The sequence below is a fragment of the Pseudomonas sp. Leaf58 genome (genome assembly GCF_003627215.1).
Lineage (GTDB): Bacteria > Pseudomonadota > Gammaproteobacteria > Pseudomonadales > Pseudomonadaceae > Aquipseudomonas.
On sequence record NZ_CP032677.1, the window covers coordinates 2,604,923 to 2,624,478 of the forward strand.

The following is a 19,556-nucleotide window of genomic DNA, read 5'->3' on the forward strand; positions in this document are numbered from 1 at the left end:
TTGCCGGTGGGGTGCTGCGGTTGGGGCATTGCGGGCGAGGCGCCATCAGGCCAGCCCTAGCTGCTTGCGCATGGCAGCGGTGATCGACTGCCGGGTCTTGGCATAGTCGGCCCAAGGGTCGTCCAGGTCGTTCAGGCGCTCGCGCAGGTTGCCGATGTGCCACTGGTTAGCGCCCTTGAGTTGTGGCAGTTCTTCACGCCAGATGGGGACCGAGACGGGCAAGCCTTCACGGGCGCGCAGGGAGTACGCGCAGGCGGTGGTGGCACCTTTGCCATTGCGCAGGTAGTCGATGAAAATGCGCCCGACCCGGTTTTTGGGCCCGGACACTGCACTCAGCCGATCAGGGAACAGCCCGGCCAAGTAATCGACCATGGCGTGGCTGAAGGCCTTGACCTCGTCCCAGCTGCCCCGCCGGGTCAGGGGCACGACCAGGTGCATGCCTTTGCCGCCGCTGGTCTTCAGAAACACCTTCAAACCCAGTTCATCCAGCAGGGTTAGGACCAGTTGAGTGGCTTCGAGCATGGCCTTCCAGGGCAGTGCCGGGTCTGGGTCAAGGTCGAGGACCAAGCGGTCGGGCTTGTCGAAATCCTTGTCGGTGGCGTTCCAGGTGTGCAGTTCGAGCATGTTCATTTGCACCGCGCCGAGCAGGGTGTCGGCACGGTTGATGACCATCGCCGCCTGGCCGGCTTCGTCCTTGCCGTAGCTAAGCACATTGGCAATGTGCAGCTGACCGGCGTTCTTCTGGAAAAACAGCTCACCGGCCAGCCCGTCCGGCGCGCGGACCAGCGCCACCGGGCGGTCCTTGAGCTGGGGCAAGATCCACTGGCTGACGGCGGCGTAATACTCGGCCACGTCACGTTTACTCACGCCGGTGCTGGCGTCGATTACCCGGTCGGGGTGGGTCAGGCGCAGCTCGCCGAAGGCTGCGGGCGCCTTGGCCTGCTTGCGCTTAGGCACGGTCTTGGCTGGCATGGCGCGCTCCAGGTCGATGGCGGTCGCCGGCTTGTCATCGCGTAGGCCGTGGAACACCGAGTGGCGCACGATGCCGTCGCGGGTCATCTGGGCATAGGCGACTTCGGCCAACAGCTGCGGCTTCAGCCAGTGTACGCCGCGCGTCTCGGCACCGGTGGGTGGCTTGAGCAGGGCGGGTTTGGCGGTTTCCAGCGGTTTGAGCCGGGCGTGAATACTGGCCAGGGTCGCGCTGCTGAAGCCGGTACCCACCTTGCCGGCATAACGCAGCTGGCCGCTGTCGTGATCATGCAGGGCCAGCAGCAGGGCCCCAAAGCCGCTGCGGCTGCCCTTGGGCTCGGTGTAGCCGACGATCACGAACTCCTGGCGCTGCTTGCACTTGAGCTTGATCCAGTCTGGGCTGCGGCGACCGCTGTACGGGCTGTCGACACGCTTGCCGATCAGGCCTTCGAGCTGCAGCCGGCAGGCGCTGTCCAGCAACGACTGCACCGGCTGGTCGAAGTCAGCAGAGTACTTGAGGACCTCTGATTGGTTGTGCTCGAGCAACTGGCGCAACGTATCGCGCCGCGCTTGCAGCGGCACGCGGCGCAGGTCCTGGCCGCCGAGGAAGGGCAAGTCGAACAGGTAATAGGTGATGCGCTCGTCATGCGCGGTGTCGAAGGCATTTTGCAGGGCCTGGAAGTCTGCCGCGCCGTTTTCATCAGCCACGACCATTTCGCCATCGAGCCAGCCCGAATCGATGCCCAGTGCACGCAGGGCGGCGACCTGCTTGGGCATCTTGCTGCTCCAGTCGTGGCCATTGCGGGTGAACAGGCGGATGTCATCGCCATCGATGCGGGCCAGGATACGGTAGCCGTCGAACTTGACCTCGTAGCGCCAGTCGCCGCTGGGCGGTGAGTCGAGCAGCGTCGCCAGCTGCGGTTGCAGCTGCGCAGGCAACGGCGCTTTCCGGCCGGTGGCGGCGCGTTTACGGCTGCTGCGCGGGGGGGCGGGCTTGTTGGTAGCGGCCTTGCGCGGCACTAACGTGCGGTCACTGAGCACGCTGTCGGGCTGGGCTTCGACGATGCTGTAGTCGGCTTCGCTGCGTGCCTCGCCGTCGTGTGACTTGACCAGCATCCACTGCTCCTTCTTACCGGCCAGGTGGGTGCGGAACAGGTTCCACACGCCGCTAAGTTTTTCGCCTTGCAAGCGAAAGCGCAGCTTGCCCTTGGCATAGGCCTCGTGCGCATCGCCTTCGGGCTCCCAGATGCCGCGGTCCCAGACGATCACATCGCCTGCGCCGTAATGGCCTTCAGGGATATGCCCTTCGAATTCGGCGTAGTCCAGCGGGTGGTCTTCGACGTGCACGGCCAGGCGGCGCACCTTGGGGTCAAGTGACGGCCCTTTGGGAATGGCCCAGCTTTTCAGCGTGCCATCGAGCTCCAAGCGAAAGTCGTAGTGCAGGTGGCTGGCATCGTGTTTCTGGATGCAGAACTGCAACGCGTGCGCTCGCTTGCCACGGCTGCGCTTGCCGCTGGGCTCGGGCGTGGCATTGAAGTCGCGCTTGCGCGCATATTCCTGCAGTGGCTTGGCCATGGCGGGCTCCGGGCGGTTTGCAGTCTCTAAGCTGGGAGGCAGCAGGCTGGGCGGTAGTTCAAAAAAACTCTGAATCTTCCAGGTACAGGCGCAGTCGACCGAATGAAGCCACCTGAAGGAGACCGCACATGGCGCGCGCAGATGAACCGAAGCCGTATACCCCGACGGAAATCGACGACACCGAAGACCGCATGGGCAGCGTCCATGAACTGGACTTCGATGAACGTTTGGACGAACGCGAAGGGCGCGTGGGGGATGAGCGCCCAGCCGAGGAGGTGGCGCGGGAATTTCCACCCCGGCGCGTCGCTGAAAGTGGCATGACCGGGGGCGAGGCGCTAAGCGACAGCCTGCACGAAGACAACGTTACCTATGACGACCTGAGCCCGGACACCCTGCTGGATGAAACCGGCGCCCGTGACCGGCACGAACCGGGTGGCAGCGGCGGCCCCGCAGACAAAGCCTTGCGCCAGGTGGAGGCGCATGAAATTGGCGGCGGCACGGGCCTGGACGAAGCCGAACTGGCCCGCTCCGCACCCTTGGATGGCGAGCCGTGGACGGACGACGTGATCGATGACCAGGAGAACAAGCCATGAACGAGCAACGTTGTGCCTGTGCGCAGTGTGCCTGCACCGTGGATGCCAATGCTGTGCAGCAGGAGGGTAAGGCGTATTGCTGCGAAGCCTGCGCCAGCGGGCATCGTAACGGTGAGCCGTGCCGGATGGCGGACTGTCATTGTGGAGAGAAGCCGGGGGAGAGCACGGTGGACAATGCGCTGGAGGAGACCTTCCCAGCCAGCGACCCCATTTCGCCCTGAAACACCTTAGGCCGAGGCTGCTGCGGTTTAGCCTACTTTGTAGGGACGGGCTTGCCCGCGAAGCATCCAGCGCGGTGCCTGGCACCGGCCGCGCCGGTGTTCGCGGGCAAGCCCGCTCCTACAATAAGCACCGGGCAAGCCCGCAGGCTCAGTGCGTCTGCCAGATGCCGTTGTTACGCTCGCAATCGGCGCGGGCCTGGCCCAGGCTGGGGGTGTCGTAGTAGTAGGTGATCACCCGCGCATCCTTGGGCAACGCGGGCTTATCACCGCCAGCGGCCTTGGGGTTAGCCAATGCCTCCTGGGTCAACGGCGCGATGCAACTGCCCACACTGCCATCCGCACAGCGCGCTACCTTGTGCTTTTCGCTGTTGAGCATTTCCTTGCTCTCGTTACTGCACGACCAGTTGATCGCTTCGGCGGGCAGGTTGCTGTAGCTGTAGCAACTGTGCCGCTCCACCGGCGTGACTGCTTCGCTGGAGGAGCGAGTGAGTACGTTGCAGGCTTCGGCCAGGGCCTGGCCGCAGGCCAAGCTGGCAAGCATCCCTATCAACACGACCTTCATGATGCAGATGCGCATTGGCTACCTCCCGGGCCTTAGGCCCTTGTAAGGTCTAAGCGGGCTTGTCGCGCTGGCGCATGGCCTTGGCGCGCTTCTCTAACATCAGGTAAGTCAGCACCGCCAACAACAGCGGCACCAGGTAGTACAACGTACGGTAGCCCAGCAGCGCCGCCACCAGCGTACCTTGCGCAACCTGCCCATGCAGCAGGGCCAGAAACACTGTTTCCAGCACTCCCAGCCCAGCCGGGATGTGCGCGACCACGCCCGCCACGCAGCTGATCAGCAGGATGCCCAGTATCGAAGGGTAGAATGCCTCGCCAGGCAGCAACCAGAAGATCAGCAGGGCCATCAGCGCCCAGTTGCTGGCACCCAGTACCACTTGGCACAGCGCCAGGCGCAGCGACGGTAGCGTTACCTCATGCTCGCGCCAGCGCCAGGTGCGCTTTTTGGCGAAACCACAGGCCAGCAGGTAGCTTGCGGCGACGGCTAGCAACACCAGGCCGATCAGTTGCAAGCCGGTGGCGCCGACCGCCCAACTGGGCGGCAGCTCGACCAGGCGCAAGGCGAACACTGTGCCGGCCAGCAGCATGTAGCCCATCCAGTTGGTTAGCAGGCCCAGGGTAAGGATGCGCGTGATGGTCGCTGTGTCCAGCCCCAGGCGGCCATATAGTCGGTAGCGCAAGGCCACACCGCCCACCCAGGTGGTGAAGTTGAGGTTGAAGGCATAGCACACGAAGGCCACTGGCAAAACCTGCCGAGCCGGCAGGTGGTGGCCGGTGTAGGCGCGTGCCAGCAGGTCGTAACTGGCGAAGGTCAAGTAGCTGCACAAGGCCAGCGCCAGGCCGAAGGCCAGGGTGCCAGGCCGGTAGGCCAGCAATGAGTGGCGCACCTCGTTCCAGTCCAAGTTACGCGCGAGCAGGTACAGCAGTGCTGGGATCAGCAGCAAAAACGCCACGCTGAACAGGCGTTTGCCCCAGGTTTGCCAATGTCTACGCGCCATCACGTTTGGCCCTCGTGAAAGTCGCCTTGGGCCTCATCTTGCGGTTGTACCGAGCGCAAACGCTGGCGGTGCGCCGGGAACCAGCCGGCAATCCGCGGGAAATGGCGGATCACGTGGAAGCATAGGAAGATTAGCGGCGCCCGCCACCAGTAGCCGCGGACCATGCGTTCCAGGGTAACCGGCCTGCAGTGGTCGCTGGCAAGCGCCTGCAGGTGCTGGTTGAGTTGATGGTTAAAGGCCTGGTCACGGATAAACAAGTTGGCTTCCAGGTTGAACGACAGGCTTAACGGATCGAGGTTGCTGGAGCCAACCGTGGCCCACTCGTCGTCGACCAGCGCCACCTTGCCGTGCAAGGGCCGCTGGCAGTACTCGTGAATGGCCACACCATCGCGCAGCAGGTAGTTGTACAGCAGCCGCGACAACGCCCGCACCCAGCGCATGTCAGGCTGGCCCTGCAAAATCAGTTGTACCTTCACACCCCGCCGGGAGGCGTTGCGCAGTTCACGCATCAGCCGGTAACCCGGGAAAAAATACGCATTGGCGACCACGATGCGCTGGCGGGCGCGGCGAAAAGCTTGCAGATAATGGGCCTCGATATCGGTACTGCGCAGCCCGTTGTCGCGCTCTACCAGCACGGCACTGCAGGCCCCGGCAGGCTCGGTCAACGGCCGCACCGCACTGGGCGGCTGCAGCACCGGCGACATCAGGCGTTTGCTGGCGGCATGCACTTGCGCCACCACCGGGCCGGTGACTTCGACGGCATAGTCCTGCTTGGCCATGGCACCAAAATCGCCGAGGTGGTCAGCGCTGTAGTTGATACCGCCGATGAAGGCCCGTTCACCATCGACAACCACGATCTTGCGGTGCAGGCGCCGGAACAGGTTGGTGCGCATGCCCACCAGGCGGGGCTGCGGGTCGAACGCGTGAAAGCTGACCCCGGCTTCGGTCATGGCGGTAATGAACGGCGCTGGCAGGTCGGCCGTGCCGTAGCCGTCCACGGCCACTTCGACGCGCACGCCCCGGCAAGCGGCATCGATCAGTACTTGCTGCAATTGCTGGCCGACCTTGTCATCGAAGATGATGAACGTCTCCAGCAGGATTTCTTCACGTGCTTGGGCCATGGCCTCGAACACGCGGGGGTAGTACTGCTCGCCATTGATCAGCAACTGCACGTTGTTGCCGTCTACCCAAGGTCGGTTCACAGGTTGATCTCCGCAGCCAGAGGGGCGTGGTCAGACAAGTGCGACCACGGGTACTGCGACAGCACCCGGGCATCGCGCGGCATGGCGTTGCGCAAGTAAATGCGGTCCAGGCGCAACAGCGGCAAGCGGGCCGGAAAGCTGCGGGCCGGGGTGCCGAAATGCTCGCCAAAGGCCTCTACCAGATGCTCGCTCAGCACCGCGTCGGCCTTCAGCCGCCAATCGTTGAAGTCACCGGCAACGATCACCGGGGCCTTGGCTGGCAGGCTGTCGAGCAGGTCCAGCAGCAGCTTTACCTGGCTTTGCCGGTGGGCCTCGCGCAAGCCAAGGTGCACGCACACGGCATGCACCTGGTCATGCCCCGGCACTTCCAGCTGGCAATGCAGCAGGCCGCGCTGCTCTTTGCCCTGCACCGAAACGTCCAGGTTGTTGAAGTGGCGGATTGGGAACTTCGACAGCAAGGCGTTGCCGTGGTCACCATGCGGGTATACGGCATTGCGGCCATAGGCGAACTGCGGCCACATGCTGTCGGCCAGGAACTCGTACTGCGGTGAATCGGGCCAGGCTGGGTGGCGCAGGGCATGTTGCTGGTGGGTACCGTGCACCTCCTGGAGGAACACCAGGTCGGCACCGGTGGCGCGCACGGCCTCGCGCAACTCAGGCAGGATGAAACGCCGGTTGAAGAAGGTGAAGCCTTTGTGCACATTCAGCGTCAGTACGTTCAGCCGCCGCACGGCAGTCACCTTGTCGATGATGCAGTGCGGGGTGGGCAGGGTTTTGTTCACAGTGCCACCTCCGGCACTACGCCGGGCTCGGTCATCAAGGCGTGGTCCAACGACAGCTTCTGCAGCAAGCGCCGGGCGTCATAAGGCGCATGGACCTTCTGGTCGTTGTCGAAATAGCAGTAAACGTCACGGCTGGTGCGCCGTGGTGGCGGCCCCGGCACGATCAACTGGGCGTCGCTGGCCTGGCTGCCCTGGCTCCAATGCTGGATGCGTTGCTGCCAACGCCTCAGCGCCTGCGCGGTGTAGCCGCTGCTGTACAGCTCGACGTCGCCATGCAGACGCAGGTACACGAAGTCAGCGGTAACGTCCTCGACATAAGGCCATTTACCGGCGCTGTCGGCTACCACCAGCGCAACCCGGTGCTTGCGCAGCAACTTGATGAAGGCTTCGCACAAAAAGCTCTCGTTGCGGATTTCTACGGCGTGGCGCAAGCGTGCATTGCCCTTGATGTCGGTGCCGCCGTTGTCCCGCAGGCGCGGGGCACAACCTTGTGCGCATTGGCGGGCGGCCTTGCGGTTGCGCGGCAGCAGCTCTAAAAAACGCGCGAAGCGGGCCTCGTCAAACTTCATGTTGGGTGGAAACTGCCACAGCAATGGCCCCAACTTGTCGCCGAGCAGCAGCGGCCCCGAGGCGAAGAAATTGGCCAGCGGCTCCTCTACCTCCTTGAGCCGGCGCACATGGGTGATGTATCGCGGGCCTTTGACGGCGAACACGAAGCCGTCCGGCGTGTCGTCACGCCAGCTTTGGTAGCGTTCGGGCGTTTGCAGGCTGTAGAACGAGCCGTTGATTTCAATGCTGTTGACCGCCCGCGAGGCGAACGCCAGTTCGTGGTCCTGCGGCAGCCCCTTGGGGTAAAAATCCTTGCGCCAGGGGCTATAGCGCCAGCCGGAGATGCCGATGCGGATATCGCTCACGCTGCCTTCCTCATTGCCGGGTCCTTGTTCGGTCGCTCTGAAAGTGCGACTGGTGAACAGCAGCCAGGGTTCAGCACGGTTGACCAACGGGAATGGCAGACACTGCGTTGAACTTTGCGCGCTGCAACGTCTCCACCGCATACCCGTTATACCCGTTATGAGGAAGGGCGCCAGGATGAAATTCGACCGCTTTTCTCAGTGGCTGGCGAATTGCGCAGGCCGCCCGCTGACCTTTGGCATTGCCTGCCTGCTGATCGTGACGTGGGCGGTCACCGGGCCGTTGTTCAATTTCAACGACACGTGGCAATTGGTGATCAATACCTCGACCACCATCATCACCTTCCTCATGGTCTTCCTGATCCAGAACACCCAGAACCGCGACAACGACGAATTGCACATCAAGATCGACGAATTGCTGCGCACCACCCAGCGGGCGCACAAGGCGCTGCTGGACCTGGAAGACATGGACCCGACCGAGCTGCATGCCTTGCGCAAGCAGTACCGGCAGATGGCCCAGCAGGATAACGATGCGCACACGCCCAAGGAATGAACTGCCAACCCTGGAGGCAAGCATGGCCAGACATATCATCCACTTCACCGGGCCGATCAACGCGTCCACCTGTGGCAACCTGATCAGTACCTGTTCAAGGGCGTTGGACAAAGGCGCCGAAACCCTGCAACTGAACATCGCCACCATGGGTGGGGAGTGCAGCTATGGGTTCACCTTGTACAACTTTCTGCGGGCGTTGCCGACTGCAGTGCATACCCACAACCTCGGCACGGTGGAGTCCATGGGCAACATCCTGTTCCTGGCTGGGGAACGGCGCACCGCGTGCCGCTACAGCAAGTTTCTGTTCCATCCGTTCCACTGGACCTTGCACGGCTCGGTGGACCATGCGCGCATGGCCGAATATGCAATGAGCCTGGACTATGACCTGCGGCTGTACGCGCAGATCGTGGCTGAACGCACCGAAGGGGCGGCCGAGGTGCTGGATGTGCCGAGTTACTTGATGGCTTACCCGCGGATACTGGGGCCGAAGGAGGCGTTTGAAAACGGGATGATTCACGCCATCGACGAAATGCGCATCGAGGCCGGGACCAGCCAGTGGAGTGTGCATGCCTAGTGGTTGCCGGTGTGTTGCGGGCTAGCCCGCGCCTGTACGGTAGCGACTTTACACAGTGATAGAGGCGGCGGTCGCGCGGTCGCAGGCCAGCAAGGCGCGGATCAGCAGCTTGATCTCGTCCTTGAGCAGTGGCACCTGGTCCAGGTGGGCAAACCGGCAGTCGGCAATTTCATGCCGGGCGATGGGCTGCGGCGCATCGGCGAACTCGGCTTCGAACACGTAATGCACACGCGCTGCCGCTTCATGGCGCATCAACAAGGTCAGCGATGCGGCCTGCAAGCCGGTCTCTTCCAGCAATTCACGCTCCGCGGCTTGCAGCGGCGTCTCGCCAGGTTCGATCTTGCCGCCGGGCAGGGTCCAGGCAGCGTTGGGCTTTCTGACCCATAACCATTTATGGCTTTGCTTGCCATGCCGGCAGATGATGGTGGCGCGATGCTTGACTGGCTTCATTCAGGCTCCTGGGCGAATCCCTTATTCCATGAGGATTCGGCCCCGGGCAGCAATAAACGTTGCGTTGAACCTGACCAGCGGTCAGTACGGCACCGAACCGCTCAACGTTTCGATGGCCTCGACCAGCTCGTCATAGCCCACTGGCTTGTTCAAGTGCCGATCGAAGCCTGACTGGCGCGACTTGTGCTGGTCGGCACTGGCGCCATAGCCGGTCAGGGCGATGGCGGGGGTATGGCGCAGGTGCACATAACCGCGCAGGGCCTTGATCAGCGCGTGGCCGTCCATCATCGGCATGCCGATATCGGACAGGATGATGTCGTACTCCTCGCCCGCAGCGGCCTCCAAGGCCTCACGCGGCTTGCTGAAGGCGGTAACGCTGGCGCTCTCCATTTCCAGCAGTTCCTGCATCACTGCCAGCACTTCGACGGAATCATCCACCAGTAACACGCGAATGCCACTCAGGCGGCCCTCGCTCTGCGGCTCGGTGCCGGGCGCAGGCTGCCGGCTCTGCGCATTGCACAGGGGTAGGGTGACCGTGAAGGTGCAGCCCAGGCCCAGACCCGGTGAACTGGCGCGCACGCTCCCGCCCTGGGCCTCTACCAGTTGCCGCACCAGCGACAAGCCGATGCCCAGGCCTTCACGGCTATGGGTTGCCAGCTGCGGCGCAGCCTGGCTGAACAGGTCGAAGATGTGCTCCAGGCTGTCGCTGCTCAGGCCCACGCCGTGGTCGATCACTTGTAGGCGCGCGTGGTCGTCGTCGTGGCTCAGCACCAGGCGTATCTCGCTGCCTGGCGGGCTGAATTTCAGCGCATTGTTCAGCAGGTTCCAGATGATTTGCTCCAGGCGGGTGATATCCCCGTCGATCATCAGCGGCAGGTTGTCGGCGGGCAACTGCAGGCGGACCGTGCAGGGGTATTGCTCGCTCATCACCACACCATGGATACCCTGCAGAATGACGCACAGGTCAACCGGCTCGGTCTTGAGTTTCAGTTTGCCGGTGCGAATGCGCGCCACATCCAGCAGGTCATCGATGATCCGCGCCTGGCTGGTCACCGCCTCGCAGATGGTGCCGACGGCCTTGCTTGCGGCACTGATGTTCTTGATCGACGGCAAGCGGCGCAAGATTTCGGCATTGAGTTGAATCAGGTTGAGTGGGTGCTTGAGCTCGTGGGACATGACGGCGAAAAACTCGTCCTTCATGTGGCTGGTACTTTGCGACTCGGCCAACTGCTGGCTCAGGCGCTCCTCGCCCAGGCGTACGCGCTCTTCGGCGGCGTGGCTGCTGCTGATATCGATGAAGGTCAGCACCGTGCCGTCGATTTTCTGCTCGCTGGAGCGGTAGGGCAGCAGCCGCGCCAGGTACCAGTGGTCGCCATGGCCGCCAATCTCGCGCTCGATGATGGTTTCGCCCTGGGCCACGGCGCGGGCGTCGTCGGCCAGCGCCGGGTATTCCAGGCGGTGGGTGATGTCGAGCAGTGAGCGCCCCGTGTCGACCGGCAGCATGTTGAACAGGTCGGTGGCGCGCGGGGTGAACCAGCGGATACGCAAGTTGCGGTCGACAAACACCGTGGCGATCTCGGTGCAGGCGATCAGGTTGCTGAGGTAGTCGTTGACCTTGTCGGTTTCCTCGACCTTGTTCTTCAGCTCGTAGTTGACCGTGAGCAATTCCTCATTGATCGACTGCAGCTCTTCCTTGCTGGTTTCCAGCTCTTCGCTGGCTGAACGCAGCTCCTCGTTGATCGCTTGCATTTCTTCGTTGGAAGCCGTCAGTTCCTCGCTGGAGACCTCTGACTGCTCGATGGTTTCCTGCAGTTGCAGGCGCGTACGCTGCAGTTCCCGCTCAAGGTTGTGCAGGAACATGCTGTCGGTTTGGCGGATGGCACCGGGTAACGGCAACGACGGGTCAGGTGCGCGCTCCTCGAACACCACCAGCAGGCAGTCGCTGCCACTGAGCTCGTCCTTGTACGGCTGCACGGTGACCTCCACCTGCAGCCTGTGCTCGCTATCGGCCAGGTCGACCGGGCGCGAGGTGACTGCCTCGCTGCCCTGGCGCGCCTGGAACAAGGTGCTGCGCAGGGTCAGCCGCAGGGACGGCAGCACCAGGTTAAGCAGGTTGCGGCTCGGCTCACCCCCGGTCATCTGCAGGAAGCGCCCCACGCCCTCGCTCATGTGCAGCACATTGCCATCGACATCGACGATCAGGCTGGGTGGCATGCGCCGCGCCAGGGCGCGGTGGTGCAGCTCGGCGAAGGAGGGCTTGCGCCCTGGCTTGGCCTTGACCAATGCTTCCAGGGGCATGCTGGCAGCCGGTGTACCGGGCACCAAGCGGCCAGAGCGGCGCCCGGCATTGCTGGCATCGCGCGCGCGGAAAATGCGGTTGCGCTTGTCCACCGGGGCGAAAAGTTCACAGGCCACGTCGGCCGACTCGGACGAACCGAGGAACAGGTAGCCACCTGGGCGCAAGGCGAAATGGAACATCTGCAGGATGTCACGCTGCACCTCGCGGTCCAGGTAGATCAGCAGGTTGCGGCAGACAACCAGGTCGATCTGCGAGAACGGTGGGTCCGATAGCAGGTTATGGCGGGCGAACAGCACCTTCTCGCGCACTTCCTTGCGCACCCGGTAATGCTGGTCTTCCTTGACGAAAAATTGGCGTAGCCGGCTGGGTGGTACGTCGGTGACGATCGCCTCAGGGTAGGAGCCACTGCGGGCAATGCCAATAGCGCGTTCGTCCAGGTCGGTGGCAAACACTTGCACCTTGCGCGCGCGCTGCTCCAGCGCCAACTGCTCGCACATCAGCATGGCCAGGCTGTAAGCCTCTTCGCCAGTGGAGCAGCCGGCCGACCAGATGCGGATCTCCTCTGTGCCCTCGGCGGGGTCGCGTTCGCAGGCCATTTGCGGTAGCACATGGCGCTCCAGGGCTTCGAAGGCTTCGCGGTCACGGAAGAAGTTGGTCACGCCAATCAGCATGTCGGCCAGCAACGCGGCGGATTCATCGGGGTGCTGTTCCAGGTAATGCAGGTAAGCCTTGAGGTCTGTTTGCCCGGTCACATGCAGCCGGCGCTCGATGCGCCGCAGCACGGTGGCGCGCTTGTAGTGCTGGAAGTCGTGGCCGGTATTGCTGCGCAGCTGCAACAGGATTTCTTCGAGCAGCGGCTCACAGGCTTGGGCATCGCCGCTGCGGGTGCCCAAGGCCGGTGGCAGGGTATCGTCGTCGATTTCCGGCAGCCGAACCTGGCGGGCATTGCGCCACAGTTCAAGCAGCTTCTGCGGTATTTCTGCCGCCGGTAGCACCAGGTCGACCATGCCGGTTTCAATGGCGGCGCGGGGCATGGAGTCGTACTGGGCGTCGTCTGGGGTTTGCACCAGGGTCACGCCGCCTTGCTCCTTGATCCGCGACAGGCCCACGGCGCCATCGGCCCCGGTGCCAGACAACACTACGCAGAAGGCGTGGTCCTTGTGCACGTCTGCCAGGTCGCGGAAGAACAGGTCGATGGCCACGTGGTCGCCGCGGCGGCGGTTGGCCGGGGCCACGCGCAGATAGCCATCGTTGGTGGACAGGCGATTAGCCGGTGAAATCACGTAGACATGGTTGCGTTCGATGGGCACCGGCTCGGTCACCTGGCGCACCGGCATTTGCGTGGTTTCCTGGATGATGCGGTCGGCGACGCTCTGGTGGTCGGGGGACAAGTGCAACACCACGACGAAGGCCATGCCGCAGTCGCTGGGCATTTGCCGGAACAACGTGCAAATCGCTTCCAGGCCACCTGCCGAAGCACCAATGCCCACCACTGGGAAATCCAGGTGGCTGGGGGTGAGCGCCGGGTTTTGGGGCGAGGCAGGTTGCTTAGAGGACGACTTCATGGACGGAGCCTTGTGCAGACCATCGGACGTGGGTGGTTGTGGCGCGATTATAGGCCGTCGCCATGTTTTTGAGACCTGTGCAAACCACCGAAAGTGCGACCCGCCTGCGTCCGTCACACAAACATTTTGCCTGCCTGTGTTTGGTGCCGCTGGTCAGTTGCCTGCAATGCCATTGAGCAAAGCAGGTGATCGGCGGTTCGGAACCAAGGCATGGCACGCACCCATGCGACTCGCCAATCCATCGTAAGGAGAAACGACATGGCGCAGGACCAACCGCGAACCCGCCAGCGTGGCGGCACCAAGGAAACCAACCCGGGCAATTTCGCCAATGACCGCGAGCGGGCCTCACGTGCGGGGCACAAAGGCGGGCAAGCGTCTGGTGGCAACTTTGCCAACGACCGTCAACGGGCATCGGAAGCCGGCCGCAAGGGTGGGCAGAACAGCCACGGTGGGGGCCGTCAACAGTGAGTTGAATGGGCCGGTATACGCTCGGCACTTGCGAGTGCCGGGTGCTGCCCACCCCTTGCCGCTGAGGCCGCCTCGGCCTGTGTTAACTATTGTTCGGCATTTTTTTTGAATCTTCTGGCACTGCCCCGATCAATCAGGGTGTCATCCATGGAGAAGAGGAGGCCCCTGCGATGCCTAGCCCACAGCTGTACATCATTGATTACCTACTGCATGGCCAGCCACGCAGTTTCATTATCCGTCTGGAACAACTGGACAATGCCGAGGCTTGGCATTGGGCCAGTTGCGATGCGGGGATTGGCATTATTCCCAAGTTCGGGCGTGAAAAGATCAGGAAAGTCAGCCGGCCGATGGCCGAGCGCTACGGAATTACCGCCGTGAGCTGGCGGGTGTCAGGGGGCAAGCCGAACCAGTCGGTGGGCGACCCAGCAGCGACTGTGTGAACGCCTGATGCCTTGTAGGAGCGGGCTTGCCCGCGAACACCGGCGCAGCCGGTGCCAGGCACCGCGTCGGATTGTTCGCGGACCAGCCCGCTCCTCAATCAGTTCATCAGGGCTTTTTCAGCACCAAAGTCAGAATGTCGTAGCTGGCGACCAGCTCACCCAGCTGGTTGGTCACCTCCACATCCCACGCCACCACGCCCTGTGGCTGGCCCAGTGGGCTGGTCTTGCCCTGGTCGATCTTGCGCTTGCAGGTTAGCCGCGCCTGGATGGTGTCACCGATGCCCACCGGGTTGATGAAGCGCAGGGTATCCAGGCCATAGTTGGCCAGCACCGGCCCGGCACCCGGGGAAACGAACAGCCCAGCCGCCGCCGACAACACGAAGTAGCCATGGGCAATGCGCTTGCCGAACTGCGACTCTTTGGCAGCGATTTCGTCGAAGTGCATGTAGAAGTGGTCGCCGGACAGGCAACCGAAGTTGACCAAGTCGGCCTCAGTCACGGTGCGGCGATGGGTAAGCAGCGATTCGCCGATGCGCAACTGCTCGAAGTAGCGGCGGAACGGGTGCACTTCGCTTTCGATCACTTCAGCACCGCGTACGTACTCACCGGTTACCGCCGTGAGCATGCTCGGTGAACCTTGTACCGCAGCACGTTGCAGGTAGTGCTTGACGGCGCGCAGGCCACCCAGCTCTTCACCGCCACCGGCGCGGCCCGGGCCGCCGTGCTTGAGCTGCGGCAATGGCGAGCCGTGGCCGGTGGATTCCTTGGCAGCTTCGCTGTCGAGTACCAGCAGGCGGCCATGCCAGGCGGCGGCCACCGGGATGGCCTTGGCGGCGACGCTACGGTCGGCGGTGACCAGGGTTGCCACCAGGCTGCCTTTGCCACGCGCGGCCAGGGCCAAGGCTTCGTCAAGGTCGTCGTAGCCCATCAGCGTGCTGACCGGGCCGAACGCTTCGATATCGTGGGCACCGCCTTCGGCATGCGGGTCGCGCGCTTGCAGCAGGGTCGGGGCAAAGAACGCGCCCTCGGCCACGCCCTCGCCACGCGGGGCAAAGCCATCGCTGGCGCCGAACAGCTGATCGCAACTTTGCAGCAGGCTGCGGACCCGCTCGGCGACGTCGTGCTGCTGGTCGTGGGAAGCCAGCGCGCCCATGCGCACGCCTTCCAGCGAAGGGTCGCCGACCACCACTTTGCTCAGCCGCTCGCGCAGGCGTGTGGCAACGGCGTCAATGTGCTTGGCCGGGACGATGGCGCGGCGGATGGCGGTGCATTTCTGCCCGGCCTTGGTGGTCATTTCCCGCACCACTTCCTTGAGGTACAAGTCGAACTCTTCGCTGTCCGGGGTCACGTCCGGGCCGAGGATGGCGCAGTTCAGCGAGTCGGCTTCGGCAGTGAACGGTACCGAGTTGCGCACCAGGTTCGGTGTGACGCGCAGCTTGGCGGCGGTATCGGCAGAGCCGGTGAACGTCACCACGTCTTGGCCCTGCAGGCGGTCGAGGAGGTCGCCGGTGCTGCCGATCACCAGTTGCAGGCTGCCTTCGGGCAACAGCCCGGAGGCGTTCATCAGGCGCACCACGGCCTCGGTCAGGTAGCTGGTCGAGGTCGCCGGCTTGACGATGCACGGCATGCCGGCCAAGAAGGTCGGGGCGAACTTTTCCAGCATGCCCCAGATGGGGAAGTTGAAGGCGTTGATGTGCACCGCCACGCCTGCGCGTGGCACCAGGATGTGGCTGCCGGCGAAGTGGCCTTGCTTGCCCAGCGCGATGGCTGGGCCTTCGTGCACCAGGTTGCCCGACGGCAGTTCGCGGCTGCCGATGCCGGCATAGGCGAACAACGTGGCATTGCCGCCTTCGATGTCGATCCAGCTGTCGGCGCGGGTGGCGCCGCTGTGATGGGACAAGGCGTAGAGCTGTTCCTTGCGCTCGGCCAGGTACAGGGCCAGGGCCTTGAGGCGTTGCGCGCGTTGCTGGAAGTCCATGGCCATCAGGCTGGTCAGGCCACGGGCACGGGCGAAGTCCACGGCCTCGGCGAAGTCCGGGCGCTCTTCGTGGCTGTAGGCCAGGACGTGACCGTCCAGGGCGCTGCGCAGGGCCTGGGCGCCGTGCTGGCCAAGCCAGCGGCCGGCGATGAAGCTTTGCAGGGTAGGGGCGGCAGACATGCTGTTCTCCAAGCGGTTTCAATAAGGTAGAGGGGGCGCTGTTACCACAGCGCCACGGTGTAGCCGATGATCAGGCGGTTTTCGTCCACGGCATTGGTTAGGCCATTGCCGGAGCGGAAGGTGACGTTGCGCCAGCGCAGGCTGACGTCCTTGAATGGGCCGCTCTGGATGACATAGGTAATGTCGGTGTCGCGCTCGCGCTCACGGCCATTGCTGACCGTGGCGGTTTCAGCGTGGCGGCCGTCGGTGTAGCGGGTCATGAAGCTCAGGCCGGGGATGCCCAGGGCGACGAAGTCGTAGTCGTAGCGCACTTGCCAGGAGTCCAGCCCGGCGCGGGTGAAGGTGTTGTAGGTGACCAGGTTGACGGTGAACGGGTCGCCGCCGTTGACGAACGGGAAGGCGCTGTCGCCGGACATCTGCTGCCAGGTGGCAGTGAACTTGTGGGCCCGCACGCCGAGGGTGAACATGGCGTTGAAGTTGCGGTTGTCGATGTTGCCGGCACGCTCGGCGCCGTCGTTGCGGCTGTCGAAGTAGCGCAAGTCACTGCGCAGGCTCAGGCCTTCGCCCAGTGGGCGAGTATCGATCAGGCCGACGAACTGCTGGCGGTAGATGTCTTCGAGCTTGGCGTAGTAGTAGCTGACGCTGGTTTGCGGGGTGATGGCGTAGCTGCCCCCGCCAAAGTCCAGGTGGTCGCTGCTGGCGGCGCCGTAGCCGATATCGTCACGGCCCGAGGAGTCACGCAGGTTGGCCTTGGTCAGGCGGCCGCCGTTGAAGGTGAGGCCCGCAAGGTCCTGGCTGGTAAGCAGGCCGCCCTGGAAGGTGGAGGCCAGCAGGCGGGTGTCGTTGTACACCACCACGGGCAGGATCGGTTGCAAGGTGCCCAGGCGTAGGGTGCTCTTGGCCACCCGTAGCTTGCCGGTCAGGCCCAACTCGCTGTAGTCGTCGACCGGCTCATGGCTGTTGGGGCCGAAGGGCAGCAGGCCGGTGTTACGGCGGTCGCGGCTGGAGTCGAGCTTGATGCCCAACTGGCCCATGGCATCGACGCCGACGCCGACCGGGCCGTCGGTGAAGCCCGACTCCAGCTTGGCGGTGAAGCCCTGGCCCCATTCCTCGGCCTTGGCCTGTGGTGCATTGCTCTGGCGAAAGTCGCGGTTGAGGTAGTGGTTGCGCAGCTCCAGCCGGGCGTGGCTGTCGCTGATGAAGTCCGCCAGCGCCGGCAACGGCATGGCCAGGGTTGCCAGCCAGGCGGCTGACATGAGGTGCGAGCGGTTCATTGTTGTTGTTTTACCCGACATGGTTATTCGTCCTTGAAGTCAGTGCTTGCTGGCGCCGGCGGCGCCGATACCGGTCATGGAGCGGATGAACTGGCCCAGGTAGCGGCCGCGCTCTTCAACCGCCCGTTCGGAGCTGTCGGTGATCGAGAATACCCAGGCACTGAGGAACGCCAGGCTCATGGAGAACAGCGCTGGGTTGCTGTAGGGGAACAGCGCCTTCTCGTTGTGCAGCACGTTGACCCACACGGCTGGGCCCAGTACCACCAGCAGTACCGCCGAAACCAGGCCGGCCATGCTGCCGCACACCGCACCACGGGTGGTCAGGCCTTTCCAGAACATCGAGAGCAGCAGCACCGGGAAGTTGACCGAGGCCGCCACCGCCAGCACCAAGCCAGACAGGAAGGCGATGTTCTGCGACTCGAACATCAGCCCGAGGATTACCGCCAGCAGGCCAATGACCAGGGTGGCGATACGCGACACCCGCATTTCCTCGCGCTCGGTCGCCTGGCCTTTGCGCATCACGCAGGCATACAGGTCGTGGGATACGGCCGATGCGCCAGACAACGCCAGGCCCGCGACCACGGCCAGAATGGTGGCGAAGGCCACTGCCGAAATGAAACCAAGGAACAGGTTGCCACCCACGGCCTGGGCCAAGTGCACGGCGACCATGTTGCCGCCGCCGATGATTGCGCCGGCGGCGTCACGGTAGGACGGCTCGGTACCGACCATGACGATGGCACCAAAACCGATGACGATCAGCAACAGGTAGAAGTAGCCAATGAAACCGGTGGCGTAGAACACGCTCTTGCGCGCTTCCTTGGCATCGCTGACGGTGAAGAAGCGCATCAGGATATGCGGCAGCCCGGCGGTACCGAACATCATGCCCAAGCCCAGCGAAATGGCGTCGACCGGGTTGGACAGCAAGCCGCCGGGGGCCATGATGGCCTGGCCCTTGGCATGCACGGCCACAGCGCTGGCGAACATGGCCTCGGTGCTGAAACCAAAGTGCTTGAGCACCATGAAGGCCATGAAGGTGGTGCCCGACAGCAGCATCACTGCCTTGATGATTTGCACCCAGGTGGTGGCGAGCATGCCGCCAAACGTGACGTAGGCGACCATCAGCACACCGACCAGCATTACCGCGTACAGGTAGCTGATGCCGAACAGCAGTTCGATCAGCTTGCCGGCGCCGACCATCTGCGCCACCAGGTACATCAGCGCCACCACCAGGGTGCCGAACGCCGAGCTCAGGCGCACCGGGGTTTGCGCCAGGCGGTAGCTGACCACGTCGGCGAAGGTGTATTTGCCCAGGTTACGCAGGCGCTCGGCAATCAGGAACAGGATGATCGGCCAGCCGGCCAACACGCCCAGGGCGTATAGCAGGCCGTCGTAGCCGTTCATGAACATCATCGCCGAGATGCCCAGGAACGAGGCGGCGCTGATCATGTCGCCGGCGATCGCCAGGCCGTTCTGCATGCCGGTGAGGCCGCCGCCTGCGGTGTAGAAATCGCTGGCCGAGCGGGTGCGTAATGCCGCCCAGCGGGTGACCAGCAGGGTGAAGCAGACAAACACCATGAACATCGAAATAGCGGTCCAGTTCATTGCGCGCACTCCTGCTTGAGCTTGTCGTTGAGCGGGTCGAGCACGTTGTTGGCGCGGTGCACGTAAATGCCGGTCAGGGCGAAGGACAGCAGCACCATCAGCACGCCGACCAGCATGCCGACGGTGGTCACCCCGCCGCTGAGGGACTGACCGAGGGTGCTGGGGGAAAACGCCACCAGCAGGACGAAGCCGTAGTAGATCACCAGCATGGCCAAGGTCAGGCTGCCATTGAGGCGGCGTTGGCGCCGTACCAGGTGCTGGAAGTCGGGGTGGTTGGCGATACTTTCGATGCGTTCGGGTGTCATGGGTTGCGATCTCTGGGTGTTGTAATTGTTTTTTATGAGGTCACGCTGGATGCTGC

At 63.6% G+C, this 19,556-nt stretch carries 17 protein-coding genes and 1 pseudogene; 6 read left to right on the forward strand and 12 right to left on the reverse strand.

Annotated features, from left to right (window positions below):
* Positions 1-45: 45 nt before the first annotated feature.
* Positions 46-2,544 carry a DNA ligase D gene (gene ligD / locus DV532_RS12110; protein WP_056797045.1) on the reverse strand — a complete coding sequence of 833 codons (2,499 nt, stop codon included), beginning with the start codon at positions 2,542-2,544 and terminating at the stop codon, positions 46-48.
* Between the two features lie 128 nt (positions 2,545-2,672).
* Here ligD and DV532_RS12115 point away from each other — a divergent pair, with 128 nt between their 5' ends.
* Together DV532_RS12115 and DV532_RS12120 are read left to right on the forward strand one after the other, a co-directional pair.
* A complete protein-coding gene (locus DV532_RS12115; protein WP_056797047.1) occupies positions 2,673-3,137 on the forward strand; it encodes a hypothetical protein in 465 nt (154 codons plus the stop codon).
* Positions 3,134-3,358, forward strand: coding sequence for a metallothionein (locus DV532_RS12120; RefSeq protein ID WP_056797049.1), 225 nt, complete (start codon positions 3,134-3,136; stop codon positions 3,356-3,358). The genes DV532_RS12115 and DV532_RS12120 overlap by 4 nt, the downstream gene beginning before the upstream one ends.
* A 148-nt stretch (positions 3,359-3,506) precedes the next feature.
* Here the strand turns inward: DV532_RS12120 and DV532_RS12130 are convergent, their stop codons facing one another.
* Genes DV532_RS12130 through DV532_RS12150 form a run of 5 tightly spaced genes read right to left on the reverse strand, consistent with a single transcriptional unit; the run spans position 3,507 to position 7,815 of the window.
* Entirely contained in the window at positions 3,507-3,935 is a 429-nt protein-coding gene (locus DV532_RS12130; protein WP_372339989.1) for a hypothetical protein, read from the reverse strand.
* Positions 3,936-3,969: 34 nt separating this feature from the next.
* Positions 3,970-4,917, reverse strand: coding sequence for a lysylphosphatidylglycerol synthase domain-containing protein (locus DV532_RS12135; protein WP_056797054.1), 948 nt, complete (start codon positions 4,915-4,917; stop codon positions 3,970-3,972).
* Positions 4,917-6,119 (reverse strand): cardiolipin synthase ClsB, encoded by a 1,203-nt coding sequence (gene clsB / locus DV532_RS12140; RefSeq protein WP_056797056.1) that lies wholly within the window; start codon positions 6,117-6,119, stop codon positions 4,917-4,919. Before clsB ends, DV532_RS12135 begins: the two co-directional genes overlap by 1 nt.
* Complete coding sequence (locus tag DV532_RS12145; protein ID WP_056797063.1) at positions 6,116-6,901, reverse strand: endonuclease/exonuclease/phosphatase family protein; 786 nt, start codon at positions 6,899-6,901, stop codon at positions 6,116-6,118. The genes clsB and DV532_RS12145 overlap by 4 nt, the downstream gene beginning before the upstream one ends.
* Positions 6,898-7,815 carry a DUF72 domain-containing protein gene (locus DV532_RS12150; RefSeq protein WP_056797066.1) on the reverse strand — a complete coding sequence of 306 codons (918 nt, stop codon included), beginning with the start codon at positions 7,813-7,815 and terminating at the stop codon, positions 6,898-6,900. The genes DV532_RS12145 and DV532_RS12150 overlap by 4 nt, the downstream gene beginning before the upstream one ends.
* 175 nt (positions 7,816-7,990) lie before the next feature.
* Between DV532_RS12150 and DV532_RS12155 the strand changes: the two genes are divergently transcribed.
* The gene (locus DV532_RS12155; RefSeq protein ID WP_056797069.1) at positions 7,991-8,365 is read left to right on the forward strand and encodes a low affinity iron permease family protein; all 375 of its coding nucleotides are present in this window, start codon (positions 7,991-7,993) and stop codon (positions 8,363-8,365) included.
* A 22-nt stretch (positions 8,366-8,387) separates the two neighbouring features.
* Positions 8,388-8,939 (forward strand): ATP-dependent Clp protease proteolytic subunit, encoded by a 552-nt coding sequence (locus DV532_RS12160; protein WP_056797071.1) that lies wholly within the window; start codon positions 8,388-8,390, stop codon positions 8,937-8,939.
* A gap of 48 nt (positions 8,940-8,987) precedes the next feature.
* Here DV532_RS12160 and DV532_RS12165 read toward each other — a convergent pair whose 3' ends face one another.
* Positions 8,988-9,389, reverse strand: coding sequence for an NUDIX hydrolase (locus DV532_RS12165; protein ID WP_056797074.1), 402 nt, complete (start codon positions 9,387-9,389; stop codon positions 8,988-8,990).
* 81 nt (positions 9,390-9,470) lie between these two features.
* A complete protein-coding gene (locus tag DV532_RS12170; protein WP_056797076.1) occupies positions 9,471-13,253 on the reverse strand; it encodes a CheR family methyltransferase in 3,783 nt (1,260 codons plus the stop codon).
* A gap of 258 nt (positions 13,254-13,511) precedes the next feature.
* Here DV532_RS12170 and DV532_RS12175 point away from each other — a divergent pair, with 258 nt between their 5' ends.
* Positions 13,512-13,721, forward strand: a complete 210-nt coding sequence (locus tag DV532_RS12175; protein ID WP_056797079.1) for a general stress protein — start codon at positions 13,512-13,514, stop codon at positions 13,719-13,721.
* A 170-nt stretch (positions 13,722-13,891) separates the two neighbouring features.
* Positions 13,892-14,161, forward strand: coding sequence for a DUF6555 family protein (locus tag DV532_RS12180; protein WP_056797082.1), 270 nt, complete (start codon positions 13,892-13,894; stop codon positions 14,159-14,161).
* A 106-nt stretch (positions 14,162-14,267) separates the two neighbouring features.
* On the opposite strand, the gene paaZ is transcribed toward DV532_RS12180, so the two are convergent.
* From paaZ to DV532_RS12200, 4 genes and pseudogenes are all read right to left on the reverse strand, one after another.
* Positions 14,268-16,319, reverse strand: coding sequence for a phenylacetic acid degradation bifunctional protein PaaZ (gene paaZ / locus DV532_RS12185; RefSeq protein WP_056797085.1), 2,052 nt, complete (start codon positions 16,317-16,319; stop codon positions 14,268-14,270).
* A gap of 41 nt (positions 16,320-16,360) precedes the next feature.
* Positions 16,361-17,593, reverse strand: a complete 1,233-nt coding sequence (locus DV532_RS12190; RefSeq protein WP_056797089.1) for an OprD family porin — start codon at positions 17,591-17,593, stop codon at positions 16,361-16,363.
* Between the two features lie 39 nt (positions 17,594-17,632).
* Positions 17,633-19,201 (reverse strand): annotated as a pseudogene (locus DV532_RS12195) (cation acetate symporter); the annotation flags it as partial.
* The gene (locus DV532_RS12200; RefSeq protein WP_056797095.1) at positions 19,192-19,500 is read right to left on the reverse strand and encodes a DUF485 domain-containing protein; all 309 of its coding nucleotides are present in this window, start codon (positions 19,498-19,500) and stop codon (positions 19,192-19,194) included. The gene DV532_RS12200 and the pseudogene DV532_RS12195, both read right to left, overlap by 10 nt.
* Between the last annotated feature and the right edge of the window lie 56 nt (positions 19,501-19,556).

What these genes read in the sequence shown, in the direction of transcription:
- DV532_RS12155 (WP_056797069.1), top strand. Translation starts at nt 7,991, where the DNA reads ATGAAATTCGACCGCTTTTCTCAGTGGCTGGCGAATTGCGCAGGCCGC.
- DV532_RS12200 (WP_056797095.1), bottom strand. Translation starts at nt 19,500, where the DNA reads ATGACACCCGAACGCATCGAAAGTATCGCCAACCACCCCGACTTCCAG.
- DV532_RS12170 (WP_056797076.1), bottom strand. Translation starts at nt 13,253, where the DNA reads ATGAAGTCGTCCTCTAAGCAACCTGCCTCGCCCCAAAACCCGGCGCTC.
- DV532_RS12135 (WP_056797054.1), bottom strand. Translation starts at nt 4,917, where the DNA reads ATGGCGCGTAGACATTGGCAAACCTGGGGCAAACGCCTGTTCAGCGTG.
- DV532_RS12165 (WP_056797074.1), bottom strand. Translation starts at nt 9,389, where the DNA reads ATGAAGCCAGTCAAGCATCGCGCCACCATCATCTGCCGGCATGGCAAG.
- DV532_RS12115 (WP_056797047.1), top strand. Translation starts at nt 2,673, where the DNA reads ATGGCGCGCGCAGATGAACCGAAGCCGTATACCCCGACGGAAATCGAC.
- paaZ (WP_056797085.1), bottom strand. Translation starts at nt 16,319, where the DNA reads ATGTCTGCCGCCCCTACCCTGCAAAGCTTCATCGCCGGCCGCTGGCTT.
- ligD (WP_056797045.1), bottom strand. Translation starts at nt 2,544, where the DNA reads ATGGCCAAGCCACTGCAGGAATATGCGCGCAAGCGCGACTTCAATGCC.
- DV532_RS12190 (WP_056797089.1), bottom strand. Translation starts at nt 17,593, where the DNA reads ATGAACCGCTCGCACCTCATGTCAGCCGCCTGGCTGGCAACCCTGGCC.
- DV532_RS12130 (WP_372339989.1), bottom strand. Translation starts at nt 3,935, where the DNA reads ATGCGCATCTGCATCATGAAGGTCGTGTTGATAGGGATGCTTGCCAGC.
- DV532_RS12120 (WP_056797049.1), top strand. Translation starts at nt 3,134, where the DNA reads ATGAACGAGCAACGTTGTGCCTGTGCGCAGTGTGCCTGCACCGTGGAT.
- DV532_RS12180 (WP_056797082.1), top strand. Translation starts at nt 13,892, where the DNA reads ATGCCTAGCCCACAGCTGTACATCATTGATTACCTACTGCATGGCCAG.
- DV532_RS12175 (WP_056797079.1), top strand. Translation starts at nt 13,512, where the DNA reads ATGGCGCAGGACCAACCGCGAACCCGCCAGCGTGGCGGCACCAAGGAA.
- DV532_RS12160 (WP_056797071.1), top strand. Translation starts at nt 8,388, where the DNA reads ATGGCCAGACATATCATCCACTTCACCGGGCCGATCAACGCGTCCACC.